Raw genomic sequence first — 19,404 nt, 5'->3', positions numbered from 1 at the left:
ATGAAGTGGTTTCGAACGGCGAGGAACTGAAGGCGATGGGCGGCGCGGACATCATCCTGATGACCGGCAACTCCAACCGCGCGGCCATGGACAGCATGCACGGATTGCGACCGGAAGGGCGGATGGTGCTGGTCGGTCTGCCGCACGACACCGACTTCATCATTCCGCCACCCGAGACCGGCATCAATTTCGTGGTCAACCGCAATCAGATCATCGGGGCGACCCACGGCGGCTTCGAATACCTCACCCAGGCACTCGAATTCGTCGCCACCGGCAAGGTGACACCGATGGTCGAGACCTACCCGCTGGCGAACGCCGCCGACGCCTACGAACACGTGGCCACCGGCGCGGTACGCTTCCGCGCCGTGATCACCTACTGAGACCAGCGCTCGAGCCGCGCGCTACGCGGCCACTACGTGCAGTTGCTGATGGTTTCGCTGTTGCGGTTCTGTCCGTGAATGGCTGGCGTCGGCGGCGTATCCAGTCCGCGCTGGCAGCGGCTGCCAGCGCGGTATCAGCACTGCAGGGAAGTGTGAATGACCATGACAAAACGAGAGCGGCAATGCGAGCCGCCGGGGTGATCCCGGTGGCCACACCCAGGCCCTCGACTTCGTCTGCACCCGCACGGCGACACCGATGATCTAGATCTACCCATTGGCGAAGGCCGCCGACGCCCACGAATTTGCGGCCAGTGGCGTCATGCGGTTCCGCGCCGTCATCACCTACTGGATCCGGCCGGCACGGACGCCAATTATGCCGGACCCCTATTCACTGTTACGGACGCACCCGAGCCTGCAAAGGAAAGCTCATGGAGACGGAACCACCAACGACGCCGATCCTGTTTCTCAGTGGCGCAGGGCTTCCGGCCTGGATCTGGGACGAAGTGCGGGCCTCCTTGCCCGTCGAGTCGGTCGTAGCGGCTTACCCGAAACGGGTCGACGCGACCCTGTGCGACTACGTCGACACCGTTCTGGCGCAGGCACCGAATGGCCTGTTCACGATCGTGGCTCACTCGATCGGCGGTGTCGTGGCCAGTGAGATCACAGCTACCGCGCCGGAGCGCATCGACCGATTGCTCGGCATCGCAGCGTCCTTTCCCGCCGCCGGAACCTCATTCCTGGCGGCATTGCCTGCGCCGCAGCGCGTTTTCACAGGGCTCATCATGCGGGTTGTCGGAACACGGCCGCCGGAGAGGGCGATCCGCACAGTGTTGTGCGCTGGCCTCGAAGAGGCCGACATCGCGCACGTCGTAGCAGAGTTCGAGCCGGAATCGCAGCACCTCTACCGGGATAGGGTGTCACGACGAACGTTTCCGACGCGCACCGGATATGTCGCGACAACCGCCGACCGACAGCTCCCCGAAATGCTGCAACGCAAGAATGCAGCCGAGCTCGGCATCGGCTTTCACCGTGAGATTCCCACAGGGCACTTGCCGATGCTGCAGGAACCCGCTTCCCTGACGGCGGTAGTCGAGGAGTTCATCGCCCTCCCGTGAGACCATTCCCGTCCTTGAGCGACTTGCCAACATCGACGGGCCCTCAATTCGGCATGATGGTGCGTTGCTGATGCTGAGATGATCTCGGCGCGTTGATCTTCGGCCGCACCGTGTTGGCCGCTTCGAACCGCCCGCCACGCGGCAGTAGCGGATATTCGGTTGAGACCTCTGCGGCGCGATCAGGTTGTGCCGGATCGCCTCCGCCTACGCCGAGACGGCTCAGGTGGAAGGCGACTTCGCCGGCGAGCAGTTGTTCGAACTGCTTCAACTTTTCAGTGCTCGCGGGAGTACGGGGGTGCCTGTTCGTAGAGCAGACGATGCATGTGCGGCGCCGGGGTGTGCAGGCGGGCTCCGGCAGTGCTGCAAGCGATCTGGGTACGCAGAAAGTACGCAGGAGATTCGGGAACCCTCTCAAACCATCAACAGGGAACCCGGAGGTCAGCCCAATAGTGCAACGCGACCAACAACGACAAATACCCAGGTGGCAGTCCGAGCTGTACTTCGACGTCTAAATGGAAGTAGTGCAACGGTTCTCCCCGAAGCCCCGGTCGCCTCGCGACCAGGGCTTCGGCCATTTCCGGGCGGATCGCATTGCAGGGTGCGGTAAACACCCGCGACCTGGTCAGCTGAACCAGCACACCCCGAACCCTCCCGCTTCCCTGTCGCGGGAGGACTTTCGTGTCCTAGATCTTCTGCCAGAGCGCCGGGGTATTCGGTGGGGTCCAGTCCGGAGCATCCGCGGTATGCGCCTGAATGCAGCGGTACTGGGACCCGTTGTAGGACACCACGTCACCGACGTTGTAGTGGACGCCCTGCTGCCAGGCGGCGGGCGCCGGGGCGGTTGTAGTCGGCGGCGGAGTAGTCGTAGTCGGCGGCGGAGTGGTCGTGGTGGGCGGCGGAGTGGTCGTGGGGGTGCCGCCGCAGCCGGACGCGTCCGCCACGGTGACGGTGCTGCGGGTGGTACCCCAGACCGAGCCGTCCTTGAAGATGACGTTGGCGGTCAGCTCGTGGCTGCCGACCACGGTCGGAATCCACTGGATGACCGGATCGATTCCATTCACGACCACCACGCTGCCGATCGTCGGCTGCTGCGGGGTCTGCTGCGCGAAGTCGATGAGCTCCACCCGGGCGGCGTCGGCGGTCAGCCCGCTCGACGAGAACGACACCAGATAGGCGGTGTTCACGCAGTGGGTGGCCCCCGGAACCGTCGGGGGCGCAGGGATTTCCGCGACCGCCATGCCCGCGGTGAGCACCGCGGCCCCACTCAACGCCGTGAGTGCGCCGATTCCGAACCCCACCCGAGTAAACCATGAATGTTTCACTTTATACTCCTAGCCGTACCTCACACTGCCAACGCAGCGCTTCGGCAAGCTAACAACAATTCTCCTGTGCAACAGAATATTTCATGCCGATGTGACCTACATTACGTACGGCGACCGACTGGGTCCACAGAACTTCACAATGCAGAGGTTGCTCACAGCACGCGCGAGGAGCAAGTCCAGAACAGCTCCGCCTCCGCATCGTCCGGATGGTTCTTGCCGTGGATGTCGGAGGCGATCGCACCGCCCACGGTGACCTGCCGGGTCCCGGCAACAAAGGAACCCACAAGCCCTGGGGCAGAACGGCTCTCATCAATGTGTCGAGGCTGACGCCGGCATCGACATCGACATCGACGAATCCCGGTGTCGGGATCGATGTTGTGGATGCGGCCGAAGGCAGTCATGTCGACGACCAGGCCGCCACCGTTCTGCGCCGGATCGTAGCGGCGCCCCGATCCGCGGGCGATGACCCCGCGTGCGCCCACCGTGTCTCTGGGCCGCCGTCGACCTCACCGCCGACGCTTCGCGCTGGCCGGTTTGGTCAGCGCGGTATGCGGCAATGTAGTGCGTTTCAATGGGTCTCGGTCAAACCTGGATCCGGCTGTGGTCGGTCACTCTGATCGAGATGTAATCGGCTACTTAACACTGACGGTAGGGCCTGATCCCGGCCAGGATCGGGTCCAGGTGCCCGTTGAGAAGCTCCCTAATCGGCTGCCCGCCAGCGTCATTGGTGTGGCTCAGTAATGTCTTGCCTCTTACCGGTCACCGTGGTGGCTGAAGAGGGGGTTGCCCAGCTCGAAGTAGCGGTGCCTTCCCGCACGGACCACATACCCCGACACGGGAAGGGATGCACTGGTGACGGTCATCATCGGAATGGACCCGCACAAACGCTCAGCCACGATCGAGATCATCGACCCCACCGGCACAGCAATGGCCACGGGCCGATACGGCACAGACAATACCGGATGCACCGAAATGCTCACCACCGCACAGCGATACCCGGATCGGGTATGGGCGATCGAGGGCTGCAACGGCACCGCACCCTTGGACGCTTCCTCCGGCCAGCGGCAACGCCATCGGCTCTCTCGCGCCGGAAGTCGCAAGATCGACCGGGTTCTACACACCATGGCCATCGTTCAACTACGCCGTCCCAGCGCCGGGCGCACCTACTACGACCGCCGCAGAGCCGCGGGCAAGACCTCGATGGAAGCGATGCGGGCGCTGAAGCGGCGGCTGTTGAATGTCGTTGACTCGGGCTCCCCGCTGCAACGCCATCTGCACTGCGGCATATCCGACGGTGGTTCCCGCGCCATTCACGAATACGGTGATGCCGTCGGCCGATTCGGGGACGCCGAGACCGGCCAGGCCGTGATGAGCCGTCTCGACCGGGCGATCGTATGGTCCAACTACCCTCAAACGGCAGCAGGCACCGGCACAGGCCGACTACGCCGGGCGAACAAGTACGCCGCCGCCGCGGCAGGCAGATTCATCAGGACCCCGTACACCGCGCCCGGCACCGCTAGCGCCGTGCTGTGCAGCACTGACGTGGCCACCGCAATAGCCAACGCGCCGTTGTGGATTCCGATCTCCATTGCGGCCGCGATGGCCTGGTCGGTCTCGATTCGGAACAGTCGGGGCACGTAGTAGCCGACCGCCAGGCCGATGATCGCCAGCGACAGGCATACCGCCGAGAGCGCGCCGATGTGGGAGGTGAGGGTGTGGAAGTCGCGGGCCACGGCCGCCAGCACCACCAATGCCAGCACCACGATGGATGCCACCTTCACGGTGCCGCGCATCCGCAGCGACCAGCCCGGGAAGCGGTGGTGCACCCACATCCCCAGCGCCACCGGCACCAGCAGGATCGCGAATACCTGCGCGAATTTATCGGGGCGCAGGCCGATTCCGGCGTCACCGTCGAGGAAAAGCGCATACGACAGACCCACCCACAGTGGCAGGGTGAATACCGCCAGCACCGAATTCACTGCCGTCAGCGTGATGTTCAGCGCCACATTGCCGCCCGCGACATGGCTGAACAGATTCGCCGAGGGTCCGCCCGGTGACGCCGCGAGCAGCAACATACCCGCCGCTACCGCACCGTCGAGCCGGAACAGGTAGACCAAGCCCAGGCACACGGTCGGTAGCACGACCATCTGGCACACCAGCGCCACCACCGTTGCCTTCGGATAGCGCAGCACCCGAACGAAATCGGCCGTGGTCAACGTCAAACCGAGACCGAACATCACCAGCGCCAGCGCGAGCGGCAGGAACACCGCGAACAACGAACTCACTGCCAACTCCCAATTGAACCAACGGGCCAGTCTGCGGTCCGGCACCAGCGCCGACCCTAACTGATCCGACAGTTCAGGCGCGAGCGCGATTGCCGCATACGGGAATACGCTGCGTGAGTCAGCCAGGAGGACATCGAAACCCGACTCTTGGAGGCGTCATCGCGACCACGGTGAGACCGATACCTATCTCGGCTCCGTCGTTGCCGCAGCAGAGGGCTTGATCGCCGTGAGTTCGACACGAATCACCAGCAAATCGGTTCCGAGCCTCCGGACCACGATGGCGTTCAGTATTCGAAGCGGCCGCCATCGCGAGATCATGCGCCGTCTTCGGCGGCGTCGAATCGAACCCTGTTGCGGCGCAACGTCATCGAACGCGCCTGCAACAAGGCCGAAGACTGGCGAGCAGTCGCCACCCGCTACGACAAGCTCGCGACCACCTACCGTGCCGGATTCGTTCTGGCCCTCATCGTCGAATGGCTCTGATCATTGGGAGACACGACCTAATGACGCGAGGACTGGCGGTGGTGGGCCTGATCGAGGAAGTCGAGTACCAGTGGGCTGGCGCTCGACCGGAATTCCTCGAAATAGGCGTGTCTGGCTCGGGAAATGAGATGTATTCGGGCATGCGGGATCCGGCCTGCGAGAAGCGAGGCATTGGCTGTGGGATTGAACCGGTCGTCGGACCCGTGCACGATCAGTGTCGGGGCGATGATGCGCGGCAGCACTTCCCATGCGTCGTGTTGTGCGCTCGCGCGCAGGTGGTGGCGGCGGGCGTGATTCGGCATCGTCGGGTCGCCCAGGGTGTGGTAGGGCCCGACGTGTGCGGCTAGGTAGGCGGGGGTATACATCAGTTCCAGCAACGCGCGGCGAGCCTTTGCGGTGTCTGGTTGACTCAGGGCGCGGCGCACCACGGGACTTCGTTCGACGCTGTGCGCACCTCCCGGCGATGTGCAGCCGAGCACCAGCGCTTCTACCCGGTCCGGATGATCGGCGGCGAGCCACTGGGCGACGCGGCCACCCATGGAGGTCCCGTAGACACCCGCTCGCTGGATGCCCAGATGGTCGAGAACAGCCAACACATCGGCAGCGAAGGCGCGGGTGCTGTAGGAATCGTCATCGGGTTTGGCGCTGCGTCCGGTGCCTCGCCAGTCGATCACCACAGCCTGATGGACGCCCTCGAAGTCGGGGCGCACCGCATCCCACCAGTGATGCGTGTTCGCCTGCCCCGCGAGCAGAACCAGAGGAGTTCCCTGTGATCCATGGACTTCGTAGTAGATCTCGCAATCGTCCGGGGCGAGCACGTAAGGCACATCAACAGCGTAGAGGACAGATTTCTAGTGGTCGTATGCGATGAGCGATCGTTTGATGGGTGCATCGACGGTCCAGTTGTGCCAGATCACTGCCGTGCGAGGCAGGTTCGGACTCAGCGAAATGGGGACAGCAGACAGCAGTATCGTGCGCGGTTGCGTTGCTCCTAGTGGCTGGGATAGGTCACTTCCGCACTGCCGTCGGCGTTTCCGCGCTCTTGACTGTGTTGCGCAAGCACGCTGTGGAACCGCGCGACCAGCGGGCTCGGGTCGTCGGTGCGCCACGCAACATGCAGCGACGTCGAGGTGTCGGCCAGCGGTCTCGGGGCTACCCCGACACGGCGTAACGCGCGGTGCGAGTCGGCTAGTACGGCGGCGCCGAATCCGGCGGCTACTAGTGCCAGAAGTGTTTGGGCGCTTCGGCCTTCGGCGCCGATGCGCGGGACCACCCCGGCTCGATGGCAGAGCGCGATGATCTCGTCGTAGGAGCGGGAGGAGACCTCGCGTGGCCAGATGACCAATGGGATCTGGCCCAGTGCGGATAGCGGTGCCGGTCCGACCGCGTGGGCGAGGGGGTGGGCGGCGGGCAGGAACATGGTCAGCGGTTCCTTCCACCAGACGCGGGTCGCCAGACGGGCGTCGCGCGCAGGCAGTCGCTGTACGGCGATGTCGTAGCGGCCATCGAGGACACCGGCGGACATCTCCGCATCGCTGAAGCTTTCCTCGAGCCGCAGGTCCACCCCGGACAGTTCCCTGCGCACCCTGCCGAGCACCGCCCCGAGCGGTCCATTGATGCCGGATCCGGCGAATGTCACGGTCAGCCGTCCGGTCATCCCTTGTGCGGCAAGCCGAACATCCTCGAGTGCGGCGTCGGCTTCGGCCAGGACGGCGGCGGCTCGTCGCGCCAGGGCCGCTCCCGCCGCGGTCGGCGTCAGCCCACGCCCCTCCCGCTCGAAAAGTGCTACGCCGAGCCGTCTTTCGAGTTCGCGCACCTGTCTACTCAAGGTCGGCTGGGTCACGTGCAAGCGCCGCGCCGCGCCGCTGACCGTGCCTTCCTCGGCGATCGCGACCACATAGCCGAGCAGTCGAAGCTCCATCAATCCATACCTCCCAAGCATAGGAAGCATAGCTACCAATACCTGTGGGGCTAATTCGATCGTTTGGTGCGCGACAGTTGAGCAGTCACACCGACCGAATCGTCCAAGGAGAAATCATGAACCGCGAACAGCGTTACGCCCACGGCCTCGATGTCCTCAACCGCGTCGATGGCGAAGCGGGACAACGGATTGTGACGTCGCTGGCCGACACCTCACCTGAGCTCGGACATCAGGTGGTGGCCTGGGCATTCGGCGATATGTATGACCGACCCGAACTCGCGCCCCGCGACCGGCAGCTGGTCACCCTCGGCGTGCTCGCGGCGCTCGGCGGCTGCGAGATCGAGTTGGACGTGCACATCAATGCGGGACTCAACGTCGGACTCACCCCCACCGAAATTTCGGAAGCGTTGCTGCACACCGCCGTCTACGCGGGCATGCCGAGGTCCATCAACGCCACCCTGGTCGCGAAGAAGGTCTTCGGTGAGCGGGGCATGCTGCCGCTGACCAACGTGTCCTGACCCGGATGCAACACGCGTCGACCACAGCGGCCGCTGCGGCCGATGATCACACGTCGACGTCAAGAAACTCGGCCGCATCCCGACCGGCGGCGGCTTGCGGGCCCACGGCCGCGGCAGCCCGAATGCGCTGGCGTCCCAGCGCGTCGGCACCGGGACCGGCCGCGTCGGCTGCACCTACCTACACACCGCCCTCGACGACCATTCCCGGCTGGCTTACACCGAAGCCCTCGACGACGAGAAGGCGGTCACCGCCGCCGACTGGTGGTTACGGGCAGCAGCGTTCTTCGCCGAGCATGGCATCACCAACGTGCGTCGGGTGCTCACAGACAACGGCTCCTGCTACCGGTCGCGCCGGTGGGCCGCCGCGCTGGAATGCACTGGGACAGTGCACAAGCGGACCCGCCCCTACACGCCGCGCACCAACGGCCAGGTCGAACGGTTCAACGGCACCCTGGCCCGCGAATGGGCCTACGTCCGCGAATACGACTCCGAACAGGCCCGCCGAGCCGCGCTGACCGAGTTCCTCAACCACTACAACCACGATCGGCCGCACGCCGGGACCGGCCACCAGCCTCCGATCAGCCGCGTCCCGCTGCACACCTACCGGCTCACCGACACCCGAATCACCGTCCCTATCGTTGTGCCGTCCGCGCCGGAACAGCTCGCCCTCGACCTTGATGCCGTGGAACCAATCTCATGAGACATCACAGTTAGCGCGCCGCCGCAGCTACGAGCACGCGTGCGTGCAAGAGATCGCCGACACCGCCCACGTCGCGAAGCTCACCGTCTACAACTGTCTCAATGACAAGGCCACCCCCCACAACCCGCTACGTGGGCGTTGCGTGCCGACGGGGACAGATGTGCGGGCTCAGGCGGTCATCGCTACACCTCGTCGAGGCCTCCCGCCCCAGACGGCGGACGATACCACGCAGTGAATCTCCGGCCGCCAATCTGCACGAAATCTCCTCGCGTTCAACCAGACTCAGTCGAAGCTCGTTTTGGTGACGAGCCGCGAGACGGACTTCGCCGCAGCGTTCGGGCAACTCCCGCACCGTCGATGGATGCCGGCGCATCTCCCGGGCGAGCACCTTGATCGCCTGCCCGTATCGCCACCGCCGACCACCTCCCTCGATCTCGGCTTCGGGCAACGGTGTTCGCTTCTCCGACAAAGGTCTTCGAGCCTATTCTGGTCCTGGTCGAGGTGGCGGCGACGCCTCCAACGCCAAGCCCGCCTGTCCCACTACCAGCGTCGGGCTGCCCACTCGCCTCGCCAGTACTACGCCACCGTGGGTTCCTCGTACCGGATTTGGTGCCTGGCGGCGATCGGGTTGATCTTGGCCGGGTCGAGGGCACCCGCGGTGAGCACGGCCGGCCCCGCCTCGATCAGATCCTCCAGATAGCACTCCCAGCCGCCCGGTGACGAGATCTGGATGAGGCGAGGCGGGGGTGTGGAGGCGCGGCGCAAGGCGTGCGGAATGCCGTGGGGGAGTAGGACGAACATCCCGGCGGTGGCGTGCTCGACGTGGTCGTCGAATTCCACCTCGAGTGTGCCGTCGAGCACGTAGATGCATTCGTCGGCCACGTGATGGGTGTGGCGGGGGATATCGCGGGCGAGGGTGACTTCCAGGAGCGAGAAGCGGCCTTCGGTATCGGCGGTGGTGGCCTTAACGACGAACGCGGGCGGCAGGGGCAGGCGGCCGGGGCGGGCCGCGCCGGCGTCGAGCAGCAGAAATCGATTGTGGGACATGGTGGTACCCTTCGACTCAAGAGAAACGGAACCGGAATCCGGATCCGTTTCGAGTGTAGGCCGGAGAGGGACCCGAGTGTCAAGCCCATCGTCGCCGTCGCGCAAGCCGCGTGCGGACGCTTCCCGCAATCGTGACCGCATCCTGGAAGCCGCACGAAACCTGTTCGCGGAGAGGGGAAGCCAGGTACAACTGCCGGAAGTGGCGCGGGCCGCGGGTGTCGGGATCGGCACCGTGTACCGGCACTTCCCGGCCCAGGCCGACCTGATCGAAGCCGCGGCCGCGCAACGCTTCACCGAGATCGAGGAATACGCGCGCACCGAATGTCTGAACCACGCCGAGCCCGGCCGGGCGGTGCTGGATTATCTGACCCATGTCGGCGAAACCCTGGCGGCCGACAGTGGATTGTCCGCCGCCATCGAAGCCTCTCGTCAATCGCGCGGTAGTGAACCGCGCGGCGCTGCGCTGGAACAGCTCGCCGAGATCCTCAGCGCGCTCATCGAATCCGACCGGGCCGCTGGAACGGTGCGCCCGGACTTGACCGTCGCCGACGTCTACATGGTCGTCGGCGCACTCTCCGCCACCATTCGCTCCGGCAGCGGCGACTGGCGCCGGTTGCTCACTCTGCTGTCCGACGGGCTGCGGGTCTAGCCTGGGTGCATATCACCGCTTCAGCGACAACCAGCCCGCGTCGATCAACTGCTGTGCCAGGCCGTCTGCCTGGCGAATGCCCGCTTGGAACGCTACCGGCCAGCTCGCGAGCGCGTCCGGGTCGGTCGCGAACGCGTTGAACACGTCGATCGTGGCCGCGTCGGGGCGGAACCGCACGACGGTATCGGCCGCCCTCGTCGCGAGTTCGGCCCGAACCTGTTCGGGCGGGAACATGTGCGCCAGCGGCTCAACGACCAGAACGACGTCCGAGTCCGCGGCGAGGTCCGCGGTGGTGGGCGACCAAACCCCGCCATCAATGTAGTAGCGGTCTCCGACAACAACAGGCGGGCGGAGTCCCGGAAAGGAACGACTCGCGGCGACAGCGGTCGCCAGGGGCACACCGCTGCCGCCGTCCCAGACCTGGCGCTCACCACTGGCCGCGTCCACGACGACGATCCGCAGCCTGCGATCCGGCCAGTCGTTGCCGCCGACCAGCCACTCCATCGGTTCGATATGCGCCGGTTGGGCCGGCTCCTCGGCCATCGCCATTCGACCCACCTTGCGCCGCGCCGTATCACGATCCAACGTCCGGTCGAACAACACCGAGAAAACGGCGGCAACCAACTCGCGCTTGACCGCCGACGGTGGTTCCGTGCTGCCGGGGGGACGTGGATCGTCGGCAAACGAGTCCAGATCCCGCCCCGCTACCAGCGCGGCCCCGACGACCGCGCCTGCGGACGTGCCGACAATCGAGTCGGCTGAACCCAAATCGATTCCACGGCGGCGTAATTCAGCGCAGGTTGCTCGATACACCGAACTCGGCAATAGCGTGCACTGCTGGCGGCTGTATGGCCCTCTGCCCGTTGATCTTCCGGGGTGCCGCGTTGGCCCGTTCGGTCAGCGGAGGATGCGGCAAGATAGTGCGTTGAGAGCCGCGAATCCGCAAGCATCCGGTCGCGGCCGTGTGGGATCATGGGCAGTGGGACGGCTGATCCTCACGAACCCTCATCCGGACAGTGACGACGGCGAAGATAGCGAAGTGATCATGGGCGAATCGGTCATCCGGCGCGTGGTCTGCCCGGGCTCCTTCGACCCGGTGACCAACGGACACCTCGACATCATCGGCCGCGCCGCGAGGTTGTTCGACGAGGTGATCGTCGGCGTCGGCAAGAACGTCGGCAAGCGCGCGCTGTTCACCGCCGAGGAGCGGATCGCCATGATCGGCAACGTCACCGGCGAACATCCGAACGTTCGCGTCGAGGCCATCGACGGGTTGCTCGTCGACTTCTGCGTGCAGCACGGCGCGCACGCCATGGTGAAGGGCCTGCGCGCGGTGAGCGACTACGAGTACGAACTCACGATGTCGCAGATGAACCACCGGCTGTCCAGCGTGGAGACGCTGTTCGTGGCGTCTAATCCGGAGTACAGCCACCTGTCCTCGTCGCTGATCAAAGAGGTCGCAAGGCTCGGCGGCGACGTTTCCGGGCTGGTTCCCGATCATGTGCTCGCACAGCTCACGACGCGACTGGCTGAGCGCAAGGCGAAGTCCGATTGACCTCCTACCGGCCGCATCGGAGTCATTGAGCATCGTGACCGGGTCACTGATCTCGAATCAGCACGGCCAGTTGATCTTTGCCTTCCCCCAGCTGGCCGCTTCGGTCAGCGCGCTATGCGGCAATGGGGGCATTTCGTAATTTTCAATCGTGGGTGTGTCCCGCGGTCCGGCCGCCACTGAACGAGTGATCGGCCGGACCGGCGGGCTGTTGGTCGCGTCTACAACTGGAGGTCAGTTCCCGGTCTCGCCCGGTACGAGCGACGAGATCTCCAGCAGGTGGACATCGGTGTTGGTACAGGCGCTTATCTCCCAGGTCAGGAAGAACGACTCCGTGTTGTCCGGCGGGTAGATCCGCAGGCCGGCGGCAGTGACCTGCCGGCATTTGTCGCCGTAATTCCCGGCATCGGTGATGCGGAGTACGGCGGAGGCCTTCTCGTTGATCCCCAGGGTGACCGTCGGCTTCGGCTTGTCTCGATCGGCAGGGGCTCCTATCGGCTCGCCGGTGCGGCTGTTGGCGAACGAGACGCCGGGGAATCCGGTCAGGGTGCAGGGATGCATTCCGGCGTTCGTGAAGATGAGCGGGGTGTACGCGCTACCCGCAGCTCCGTCGGACCGGCCCTTGGACAGCTTCAGATCGGCGGCGCGGCACAGCGCGGGGCCGGTCGGCGTACCGCCGGTGTCTGCGGAAGTGGTGGTGCCCGGGGCAGGTGTGCCGCCGTCGGATGCGGTGGCTGTCGCAGTTGCGGTTTCAGACACGGTGACAGTCGACGGGGAGGCACCGGTGTTCTCGGGCCCACATCCCGCCAGTGCCAGCGTGCCGACCGCGAGCAGCGCTGCGGTGGTGATCTTCAGGGCTGTCATCGGTCCCTCCACATCTGATCACAACCACCACAACGTGATTCGGATCGCATGTACCGTCAGCACCGCGAATGACGTTGCTGTACCTGGCTATCGGATGATGCGCCCGCGAACGTAACACCGTGTCCGCGAAATGGCGACGCAAGCCGGCCGCGATTCGACCACCCGCACTCCGTCGACCAGCGGTCGCGAACCCCGGTCGATCGCGCTGCGATTGCCGATCTCGCCGACCATCAAGAGGCCGACGACGGCTTGTATATGGGACTGCGAGAGGCAGCAGACCCCTGCTTCCCGGGACACGAACCCGGACGCGATCGTCCGGCAGCAGCACACGCCGCCAAGGGGTTCCAGTCGGACGATCCCGGCATGCGCTACCAGAAGATCACCACACTGTCGCGCACGGCGCTCGAATCGGTACTGACCTTCGTCGAATTCAATGGCGAGGGAATGGAATGGCACAAGGTCGAGTACTTCCCGAGTGGCGGGCTCGGATACTGCGCGTTCGACTATCAATCGAGCGCACCGACCGAACTGTTCAAGGACCATGCTGAGGCGATGAGCCAGATTGCGTTCTGTACAGAGTATTCCGTGGAAGCAATCACGCCGGAGGCCTTCCGGACAGAGTGGCTATTCGCCACCGGTGAGCACGAATATGCTCCGAATATCCCCACCGCAGGCTCCGAAACGGACCCCGCCCAGACCGAGTGAGGAACGATCACACCTCGCCATTCAGAAATCCCAACCCGAAACGCACGCTCGTCGGCTTGATGGTGCGTTCGGTCGTCCTCGGATGGCCACGGCCAGTTGGTCTTTCTGGTGGCCGCGTTGGCCGGTGCGATTGGTGCGTTTCGGGGTTCAGATGGCTGCGGATGCTCGGCGGAGGGCGTCGAGGGTGGTTTCGGGGGAAGTGTTGAAGCAGAATCGAATTCCCGGGGCTGCCTCGGCCAGGACGTTGATGATGCGCTCGAACAGCGGGGTGTGGTCGGGGAAGGCTCGTATCGCACCGCCGATCATGACGAGGTCGAACCGCTGGCGGTCGAGCAGGGTTCGTATTTCGGTTTCGGCTTCCTCGGGTGATGCGCCGACAAGGTATGGGGTGACATCGAATTCGGTGTCCCGCAGGGCGTCGTTCGCGGCGCCGATCCTGGCGGTCAGCTGCGCCTCGTCCAGATCGGGGAAGCGGCTGTAGTCCATGGCACGGGGGTGCAGCCCGATGGTCAGTGCCCTGGGCCGCGCAATCGGTTCGGACATCGGTTCTCCTCTGTGGAGTGCGGGACCCGCGTGTTCGCATGGGACGATGAAGGTCCGGTTCGACAAGATTGCTTTGTATGCAAAGATATTTTGGAGAGAAAGGTATGTCAACGGAGCCTGGTCTGTCCTTGGACGACAGCGTTCGTGCCATGGTGCTGCTCATGCCACGGCTGATCGGGCGCGCGAAACGCCTGCCGGTCCCGGCGGCCTTGCGATCATTCGATCTGGCGCCTCGCCATCTGTCGATGCTGACCTACGTGCTGTTCGACGGGCCGCTGACGGTGAACGAGCTGGCGCAGCGGCTGGAGGTGGCGCCCACGACCGTGAGTCTGATGGTCGCGGACCTCAGCCGCCAGGGCGTCGTGGATCGACGGACCGACGACAATGACCGCAGACGAACCCTTGTCAGCATCGCCGATTCCCATCGAACGGCGGTCGCGGCTTGGCTCGGTGGCGCGGGCCGCGGCTGGCGTGCAGCCCTGGGCCCGCTGACGGCCGAGCAGCGCGCCCTCGTGATAGCGACGCTCCGCGCCTACGAGGAAGCCGTCTCCGAACACTGACAATTCCACTGCCGTGCCGCCAGATAACATGCGAAACACGTCGAAGGCCGCCCGCGACTCGGCATGTACGTGCACTGCCGACCGCCGTAAGGCGCTCAGCCCGTTGATCTTCCGAGGGCCGCGCTGAGCAGCGAAGCGAAATCCTTTGTATCCCTTAACAATTACACATACTGATCTTAAGAACACGTTCTAGTTTCGAGGTCATGGAGACAGCCTTTGAAACCACGAAACGCGAAGTGGTCACGGACACAGGCGTTCTGCGCTACCACGAGGCCGGCGACGGGCCGCCGCTGTTGATGCTGCACGGTTCCGGGATCGGCGTGAGCGGTTGGCGGAACTACCGCGGCAGCCTGGCAGCGTTCGCGCAGCAGTACCACTGCTACGTGCTCGAGTTCCCCGGATTCGGGGTCAGTGACCCGGTTCCGGGCAATCCGGTGTTGACCGCGACGGATTCGGTGCTCCGCTTCATGGACGCGCTGGGCATCGAATCCGCCGCCGTCATCGGGAATTCGCTGGGCGGGGTGGTCGGGCTGAACCTGGCGATCCGCCACCCGGGCCGCGTCGACAAGCTCGTCTGCCTCGGCGGGGTCGGACCGAACCTGTTCACCCAGCCCCTCAGCGAAGGGTCGCAGATCCTGCAGGATTTCACCGAGCAGCCGACGCGGGAGAACCTGATCCGCTGGATACGGTGCATGTCCTACAGCCCGGACCTCGTCACCGAAGAGTTGATCGAAGAGCGCTGGCAGACCGCGCTGGATCCGAATGCGCTGGCATCGATCAAATCCATGTACGGCAAAGAGGCTTTCGCGCACCGGCTGCGCATGCTGACCGACACCGAAACGCCACCGTACTGGGCTATGATGCACAAGGTCGTGTGCCCGACCCTGCTCGCCTGGGGACGCGATGATCGCCAGACTCCACTCGATATGGCCTTGCTGCCGATGCGCAGCATCCCGAACGCCGAGCTGCACGTGTTCCCGAACTGCGGGCACTGGGTGATGCTCGAGGCCAAGGACGCGTTCGAACGCACCGCCCTGGAGTTCCTGCAACGCTAGACGATCTATTCCAAGGTTCGGTGTTGCGCGACTGGGCCGCGCAACACCGAACCGCGGAATTCGTACGCACGACCCTGGTCTGTCTACCTTCGGACGCCTGTGCCACTTCGACCCATGCGTCGAAGCAGGGACGCGCAGGATCATTCGCTAGGTGCTGCTCCGCCGCCATCTACCACTTCACGAGCAGTGTCTGGTGCCGAGAGCGGCGCTGGCGTGGCCGCCTCGTCACGATGGGCATCGATCGCGGCAAGAAAACGCTCCACCGATTCTATTGACGTGTCGGCCATCTGGATCCTGGTGCCGTCCGATAGATCGACGAGGAGACCCTTGATCCGGTAGCGGGCAACCCAATCTCGCAGGATTTCCACCAGCATCTTGACCGCCCCGCCTGCCCCCAGGGTCCCGAGCACCAGCGCGGTGAGTTCCATGACCGGTTCCGGCGGTCCGGTCAGCCCCGTATCATCATCGATGAACGCGCCATTGCCCAAACGCTTTGTGCGAGTGCTGAGGTCATCCCACAGGATGTCGCTCGTGCTGTCGTCCGCCCAATACCTGATTCGCAATGAATCCTGACGCACGACGAAGCTCACCTCGATAGCGTGCTTGGTCGGTTCTGACTGGGACCCGCTGACATCGCCCGGCATGCTCACCGCCACAGCCTGCCATCACCGCGTCGATACCGCCCGGCGTCGGCAGGCGCCGAGTGCGCGAAACCGGAAGTGACTGAAGCAAACAGCACGCTCATCGGCATTCCAGGACGCTCGCCCGCGGTTCGGCTACCTCAGATGATCTCTGCGCGTTGATCTTCCAACGCCGGTGCGCTGACCGGTTCGATCAGCGCGGTCAGCGGCAGTAGCGGACGTTCTGGTGCCGTGCAGCGGGAAGCGATCGGCATGATCGCCTGGTCGCTCGCTGTTTCCATGGTTGCTCGAGCATGGGAGAGGCTGCAGGGGATGTCTGAATACACCGCCACCGTAACCGTGAGTGACGAGGAGTACGAGCCGAGTAGCATCGAAAGCACCTGCGTCGCAGTGACGTTGGAGTGAGAAGCTGCCAGCGTCATCCGACTTCGCTCTGCCGGGGACGGCCCGTGAGGGCCAGTGATGTGATCATTCGCGCGAGATCCGGGGTTGCGCTGGTACCTCCGCCCCTCGAACGGGCGTGCCGCAGCCATGCGCGGCAGCGCATCGCGGAAGAAGATTGGCCCACAGCGTGTTACGGGGCTGTGTAGCCGAAGATTGGGCGTCGTGTTTTGGTTTTTGTGGCGGGCCGCACTCCCCTTCGGCGGTGGTATCCGGTTCGTCTCGAGCCATGAGAGCATTGCGGGCGTGACCGAACGCCTGCGAGCCATCGCCGCCGACAACGAGCGGATCATCGCAGCCGGCGGTTACCGGACGCCCAGCGGACACTATGTGTCGTTGACATCGGGGGTACAAGCCGCCGTCCAGGGCACCCGGATGTACGGTCCCGACCCGGTCCCGGTAATCACCCGCAGCGAGGCCGCCACCGTCATCACGGTGACCGGGGAGAGCAGCCTCGCCGCGGCGCGCCGGATGCTCGACACCGATCCGGAGCCGGTCGCCGTTCTGAATTTCGCGTCCGCCCGCAATCCCGGCGGCCACTACCTCGCCGGCGCCCGCACCCAAGAAGAAGCCCTGTGCCGAGCGTCGGCGCTGTACACCACCCTGCTGGCCGTGCCGCAATACTACGAGCACCACCGGCGCACACCGGACCCTTTCTACAGCGACCGCGTGATCCTGTCTCCCGCCGTGCCTGTCTTCCGCGACGACACGGGCATCCTGCTCGACAGCCCCTATACGGTCGGCTTCCTCACTTGCCCGGCGCCCCGGACCAACGTGATCGTGCAGGAGCTGGCGAGCGAGGCGTCTCGAATACCCGCGGTGCTGGCCACCCGCGCCGAGCGCATTCTCGAAACAGCCGTCGGCTACCGGCGTTTGGTGCTGGGCGCCTGGGGCTGCGGCGCCTACGGCAACGACCCAGGCATGGTGGCCGGTGTCTTCCATGCACTGCTAGCCGACGGTGGGCGGTTCAACGGGCACTTCGACGAGATCACCTTCGCAATACTGGACCGGACCCCCGGCGAGGCCACCCTCACTGCCTTCCGAGCGGCCCTCAGCTCGGCCTGACGGCGCGTTCGGCCAGCCGTGGATACGCACGGCCAGTTGATCTTCCGCCGCGCCGCGCTCGCCGGTTCGGTCCGCGCGACCAGCGGCATGAGAATGTGTTCGCTAATCGTCTGTGCTTCGCTCCTCCTGGTCCGGCCGACCGGGGATGAAGGGTCCGAGTTCAGGCTGTCGCGTTTATCCAATACTGCGACTCGGCCAGCCTGGTTGCCTTGTGCCGTGTGCTCGGCGACCGCCTGCAAGTACTCGATTCTTACTGGCCGAGCTCTCCGACCGGCCGAACCTCGACACAGGAGACCCCTTGCCACCAAACCTAGCCTTGAAGGCAATGAACATCGCGCACCGTGGCCTGCTCCGGGCGAGCGGCGGGAAGTTGGGCAACTCCTTCAGCGGCATGCCGTCGCTGGAACTGACCACGGTCGGACGGAAGTCGGGACGATCGCACACGGTGATGCTTACCGCCCCGCTCGTCGATGGCGACACGATCGTCGTAGTGGCGTCCCGCGGCGGCGGTCCGGTCCACCCGGCGTGGTATCTGAATCTGCGAGAGCGGCCCGAGGTCGACGTGTCGTTCCGCAGCGGCCCCCGTCGACGCATGACCGCCCGGATGGCGACTGTGGAGGAACGGGCCGAGCTATGGCCGAAAGTGATCGCGAGATATGACGGCTACGCCGCCTATCAGCAAGGCACCACTCGCGAAATTCCGCTGGTCCTGCTGACCCCACGGGACTGAACAAATTCAACGCAGACCGACCACGGGCCCTTACACACGAACCCGACGCGGCGGGCGCCCCTGGCATTGGCAGAACAACTGCACCTCGGCAGTAGCGGATGTTCCGCCGGCCTCGGATCGGCACGCCCAGTTGATCTTCCGATGCCCGGCGCTGGCCGGTTTGGTCAGCGCGCCGTGCGGCAGTAGCGGACATTGCTGCCCGGGTAGCGAGGCTTGCCGCAAGAAAGACGTTGAGGGGCAACGGCAATCTCCGCTGCAAATGCACTCACATCGGCATGACAGTGCGTTTGCAAACGATATCGCCGCCGTAGAGGTTTCGACGCCAAATGCAGCCGCTCCAGCAATCTCGGACGGCATGGCGTCACACCGGTGTCGTTGTTCGGAGTCGTGATCAGTGCTGACGTGCGGATCTCGTTGGGGCTGAATGGGACTACGGATCGTCGGCGTGTCCCGAACTCCTCGGCAGTACGGTTCTTACAGCTCGTACTCGTCTTCAGCACGGGGGTTGCGGGATGGCCCGGGGATTTGTCGTTCGCGAGTCCATCACCTAGCTACTGCATGCCGAACGACACGACGCGGCCGCCGTTGCTGCCGGTCTGAAAGCCGTTCAGGATCGTTTCGATCGGGTTTGGGATGACGGAGCTTCCGGTGGTGCCGTTGGACCTGAAGTCGGTGGACTGCTGGCTGGTCGTGCCATCGGCATTCTTCTGCGAGACGACGATGTGCTGGTCGCCTGAGGCTTCCCCCGAATAGTGGACACCGATTTGGCAGGACCGAAGGTCCTGCTGGAAGGATGTCTCCATGCCTCCTCGTAAGCGCCGGTCATTC

Annotated in this window: 24 protein-coding genes and 3 pseudogenes; 13 read left to right on the top strand and 14 right to left on the bottom strand. The window is 64.9% G+C overall.

Annotation, left to right across the window (positions count from 1 at the left end; all coding sequences use genetic code 11):
• Together ACFXHE_RS43385 and ACFXHE_RS43380 are read left to right on the top strand one after the other, a co-directional pair.
• Positions 1-380, top strand: a 380-nt coding sequence (locus ACFXHE_RS43385) for a zinc-binding dehydrogenase (RefSeq protein ID WP_379391508.1), incomplete at its 5' end; no start/stop codon positions are given.
• A 428-nt stretch (positions 381-808) separates the two neighbouring features.
• On the top strand, positions 809-1,495 hold the full coding sequence (locus tag ACFXHE_RS43380) for an alpha/beta fold hydrolase (RefSeq protein ID WP_379391506.1): 687 nt from the start codon (positions 809-811) through the stop codon (positions 1,493-1,495).
• 43 nt (positions 1,496-1,538) lie between these two features.
• Here ACFXHE_RS43380 and ACFXHE_RS43375 read toward each other — a convergent pair whose 3' ends face one another.
• The 3 genes and pseudogenes from ACFXHE_RS43375 to ACFXHE_RS43365 all read right to left on the bottom strand — a co-directional run.
• A complete protein-coding gene (locus ACFXHE_RS43375) occupies positions 1,539-1,763 on the bottom strand; it encodes a hypothetical protein (RefSeq protein WP_379391504.1) in 225 nt (74 codons plus the stop codon).
• A 415-nt stretch (positions 1,764-2,178) separates the two neighbouring features.
• The gene (locus ACFXHE_RS43370; protein ID WP_379391502.1) at positions 2,179-2,793 is read right to left on the bottom strand and encodes a carbohydrate-binding protein; all 615 of its coding nucleotides are present in this window, start codon (positions 2,791-2,793) and stop codon (positions 2,179-2,181) included.
• Positions 2,794-2,993: 200 nt separating this feature from the next.
• Positions 2,994-3,296, bottom strand: a pseudogene (locus ACFXHE_RS43365) (FAD-binding protein); the annotation flags it as partial.
• A 391-nt stretch (positions 3,297-3,687) separates the two neighbouring features.
• Here ACFXHE_RS43365 and ACFXHE_RS43360 point away from each other — a divergent pair.
• A pseudogene (locus ACFXHE_RS43360) lies at positions 3,688-3,975 on the top strand (transposase); the annotation flags it as partial.
• A gap of 251 nt (positions 3,976-4,226) precedes the next feature.
• On the opposite strand, the gene ACFXHE_RS43355 reads toward ACFXHE_RS43360, so the two are convergent.
• A complete protein-coding gene (locus ACFXHE_RS43355) occupies positions 4,227-5,102 on the bottom strand; it encodes a bile acid:sodium symporter family protein (protein WP_379391500.1) in 876 nt (291 codons plus the stop codon).
• Between the two features lie 351 nt (positions 5,103-5,453).
• Between ACFXHE_RS43355 and ACFXHE_RS43350 the strand changes: the two genes are divergently transcribed.
• On the top strand, positions 5,454-5,585 hold the full coding sequence (locus ACFXHE_RS43350; RefSeq protein ID WP_379391498.1) for a hypothetical protein: 132 nt from the start codon (positions 5,454-5,456) through the stop codon (positions 5,583-5,585).
• Positions 5,586-5,602: 17 nt separating this feature from the next.
• Here ACFXHE_RS43350 and ACFXHE_RS43345 read toward each other — a convergent pair whose 3' ends face one another.
• A complete protein-coding gene (locus ACFXHE_RS43345; protein WP_379391496.1) occupies positions 5,603-6,412 on the bottom strand; it encodes an alpha/beta fold hydrolase in 810 nt (269 codons plus the stop codon).
• A 164-nt stretch (positions 6,413-6,576) separates the two neighbouring features.
• Entirely contained in the window at positions 6,577-7,506 is a 930-nt protein-coding gene (locus ACFXHE_RS43340; protein ID WP_379391494.1) for a LysR family transcriptional regulator, read from the bottom strand.
• 116 nt (positions 7,507-7,622) lie between these two features.
• Here ACFXHE_RS43340 and ACFXHE_RS43335 point away from each other — a divergent pair, with 116 nt between their 5' ends.
• Complete coding sequence (locus tag ACFXHE_RS43335) at positions 7,623-8,024, top strand: carboxymuconolactone decarboxylase family protein (protein WP_379391492.1); 402 nt, start codon at positions 7,623-7,625, stop codon at positions 8,022-8,024.
• A gap of 49 nt (positions 8,025-8,073) precedes the next feature.
• Positions 8,074-8,613: pseudogene (locus ACFXHE_RS43330) on the top strand (integrase core domain-containing protein); the annotation flags it as partial.
• Between the two features lie 238 nt (positions 8,614-8,851).
• Here the strand turns inward: ACFXHE_RS43330 and ACFXHE_RS43325 are convergent.
• Positions 8,852-9,097: a helix-turn-helix domain-containing protein gene (locus ACFXHE_RS43325; RefSeq protein WP_379391512.1), complete on the bottom strand. Its 246-nt coding sequence runs from the start codon at positions 9,095-9,097 to the stop codon at positions 8,852-8,854.
• A 203-nt stretch (positions 9,098-9,300) separates the two neighbouring features.
• On the bottom strand, positions 9,301-9,771 hold the full coding sequence (locus tag ACFXHE_RS43320) for a cupin domain-containing protein (protein ID WP_379391490.1): 471 nt from the start codon (positions 9,769-9,771) through the stop codon (positions 9,301-9,303).
• A gap of 76 nt (positions 9,772-9,847) precedes the next feature.
• Here ACFXHE_RS43320 and ACFXHE_RS43315 point away from each other — a divergent pair, with 76 nt between their 5' ends.
• Positions 9,848-10,420: a TetR/AcrR family transcriptional regulator gene (locus ACFXHE_RS43315; RefSeq protein WP_379391488.1), complete on the top strand. Its 573-nt coding sequence runs from the start codon at positions 9,848-9,850 to the stop codon at positions 10,418-10,420.
• Between the two features lie 12 nt (positions 10,421-10,432).
• On the opposite strand, the gene ACFXHE_RS43310 is transcribed toward ACFXHE_RS43315, so the two are convergent.
• Positions 10,433-11,188: a patatin-like phospholipase family protein gene (locus ACFXHE_RS43310; protein ID WP_379391486.1), complete on the bottom strand. Its 756-nt coding sequence runs from the start codon at positions 11,186-11,188 to the stop codon at positions 10,433-10,435.
• 292 nt (positions 11,189-11,480) lie between these two features.
• Here ACFXHE_RS43310 and coaD point away from each other — a divergent pair, with 292 nt between their 5' ends.
• Positions 11,481-11,975 (top strand): pantetheine-phosphate adenylyltransferase, encoded by a 495-nt coding sequence (gene coaD / locus ACFXHE_RS43305; RefSeq protein ID WP_379391510.1) that lies wholly within the window; start codon positions 11,481-11,483, stop codon positions 11,973-11,975.
• 231 nt (positions 11,976-12,206) lie between these two features.
• On the opposite strand, the gene ACFXHE_RS43300 is transcribed toward coaD, so the two are convergent.
• Positions 12,207-12,836 carry a DUF4232 domain-containing protein gene (locus tag ACFXHE_RS43300; protein ID WP_379391484.1) on the bottom strand — a complete coding sequence of 210 codons (630 nt, stop codon included), beginning with the start codon at positions 12,834-12,836 and terminating at the stop codon, positions 12,207-12,209.
• A gap of 363 nt (positions 12,837-13,199) precedes the next feature.
• Between ACFXHE_RS43300 and ACFXHE_RS43295 the strand changes: the two genes are divergently transcribed.
• Positions 13,200-13,541: a DUF6881 domain-containing protein gene (locus tag ACFXHE_RS43295; protein ID WP_379391482.1), complete on the top strand. Its 342-nt coding sequence runs from the start codon at positions 13,200-13,202 to the stop codon at positions 13,539-13,541.
• A gap of 147 nt (positions 13,542-13,688) precedes the next feature.
• Here ACFXHE_RS43295 and ACFXHE_RS43290 read toward each other — a convergent pair whose 3' ends face one another.
• Positions 13,689-14,084, bottom strand: coding sequence for a hypothetical protein (locus ACFXHE_RS43290; protein ID WP_379391480.1), 396 nt, complete (start codon positions 14,082-14,084; stop codon positions 13,689-13,691).
• A 104-nt stretch (positions 14,085-14,188) separates the two neighbouring features.
• Between ACFXHE_RS43290 and ACFXHE_RS43285 the strand changes: the two genes are divergently transcribed.
• Entirely contained in the window at positions 14,189-14,644 is a 456-nt protein-coding gene (locus tag ACFXHE_RS43285; RefSeq protein WP_379391478.1) for a MarR family transcriptional regulator, read from the top strand.
• A 203-nt stretch (positions 14,645-14,847) separates the two neighbouring features.
• Positions 14,848-15,699 (top strand): alpha/beta fold hydrolase, encoded by an 852-nt coding sequence (locus tag ACFXHE_RS43280; protein WP_379391476.1) that lies wholly within the window; start codon positions 14,848-14,850, stop codon positions 15,697-15,699.
• 140 nt (positions 15,700-15,839) lie between these two features.
• Here the strand turns inward: ACFXHE_RS43280 and ACFXHE_RS43275 are convergent, their stop codons facing one another.
• Both ACFXHE_RS43275 and ACFXHE_RS43270 read right to left on the bottom strand, forming a co-directional pair.
• Positions 15,840-16,289, bottom strand: coding sequence for a hypothetical protein (locus tag ACFXHE_RS43275; protein WP_379391474.1), 450 nt, complete (start codon positions 16,287-16,289; stop codon positions 15,840-15,842).
• Positions 16,290-16,480: 191 nt separating this feature from the next.
• A complete protein-coding gene (locus tag ACFXHE_RS43270; protein ID WP_379391472.1) occupies positions 16,481-16,762 on the bottom strand; it encodes a hypothetical protein in 282 nt (93 codons plus the stop codon).
• A gap of 265 nt (positions 16,763-17,027) precedes the next feature.
• On the opposite strand from ACFXHE_RS43270, the gene ACFXHE_RS43265 reads away from it, so the two are divergent.
• Positions 17,028-17,846 carry a TIGR02452 family protein gene (locus ACFXHE_RS43265; RefSeq protein WP_379391470.1) on the top strand — a complete coding sequence of 273 codons (819 nt, stop codon included), beginning with the start codon at positions 17,028-17,030 and terminating at the stop codon, positions 17,844-17,846.
• A 298-nt stretch (positions 17,847-18,144) separates the two neighbouring features.
• A complete protein-coding gene (locus ACFXHE_RS43260) occupies positions 18,145-18,576 on the top strand; it encodes a nitroreductase/quinone reductase family protein (RefSeq protein ID WP_379391468.1) in 432 nt (143 codons plus the stop codon).
• A gap of 551 nt (positions 18,577-19,127) precedes the next feature.
• Here the strand turns inward: ACFXHE_RS43260 and ACFXHE_RS43255 are convergent.
• Positions 19,128-19,404 (bottom strand): hypothetical protein (locus ACFXHE_RS43255; RefSeq protein ID WP_379391466.1); only part of this gene is annotated, 277 nt, incomplete at its 5' end.

This window comes from Nocardia sp. NPDC059229, from assembly GCF_042754165.1.
Classification (GTDB): domain Bacteria; phylum Actinomycetota; class Actinomycetes; order Mycobacteriales; family Mycobacteriaceae; genus Nocardia.
This window is presented reverse-complemented; position numbering and strand designations above follow the sequence as displayed.

What these genes read in the sequence shown, in the direction of transcription:
- ACFXHE_RS43380 (WP_379391506.1), top strand. Translation starts at nt 809, where the DNA reads ATGGAGACGGAACCACCAACGACGCCGATCCTGTTTCTCAGTGGCGCA.
- ACFXHE_RS43340 (WP_379391494.1), bottom strand. Translation starts at nt 7,506, where the DNA reads ATGGAGCTTCGACTGCTCGGCTATGTGGTCGCGATCGCCGAGGAAGGC.
- ACFXHE_RS43335 (WP_379391492.1), top strand. Translation starts at nt 7,623, where the DNA reads ATGAACCGCGAACAGCGTTACGCCCACGGCCTCGATGTCCTCAACCGC.
- ACFXHE_RS43325 (WP_379391512.1), bottom strand. Translation starts at nt 9,097, where the DNA reads ATGCGCCGGCATCCATCGACGGTGCGGGAGTTGCCCGAACGCTGCGGC.
- ACFXHE_RS43320 (WP_379391490.1), bottom strand. Translation starts at nt 9,771, where the DNA reads ATGTCCCACAATCGATTTCTGCTGCTCGACGCCGGCGCGGCCCGCCCC.
- ACFXHE_RS43300 (WP_379391484.1), bottom strand. Translation starts at nt 12,836, where the DNA reads ATGACAGCCCTGAAGATCACCACCGCAGCGCTGCTCGCGGTCGGCACG.
- ACFXHE_RS43295 (WP_379391482.1), top strand. Translation starts at nt 13,200, where the DNA reads ATGCGCTACCAGAAGATCACCACACTGTCGCGCACGGCGCTCGAATCG.
- ACFXHE_RS43290 (WP_379391480.1), bottom strand. Translation starts at nt 14,084, where the DNA reads ATGTCCGAACCGATTGCGCGGCCCAGGGCACTGACCATCGGGCTGCAC.
- ACFXHE_RS43285 (WP_379391478.1), top strand. Translation starts at nt 14,189, where the DNA reads ATGTCAACGGAGCCTGGTCTGTCCTTGGACGACAGCGTTCGTGCCATG.
- ACFXHE_RS43280 (WP_379391476.1), top strand. Translation starts at nt 14,848, where the DNA reads ATGGAGACAGCCTTTGAAACCACGAAACGCGAAGTGGTCACGGACACA.
- ACFXHE_RS43270 (WP_379391472.1), bottom strand. Translation starts at nt 16,762, where the DNA reads ATGACGCTGGCAGCTTCTCACTCCAACGTCACTGCGACGCAGGTGCTT.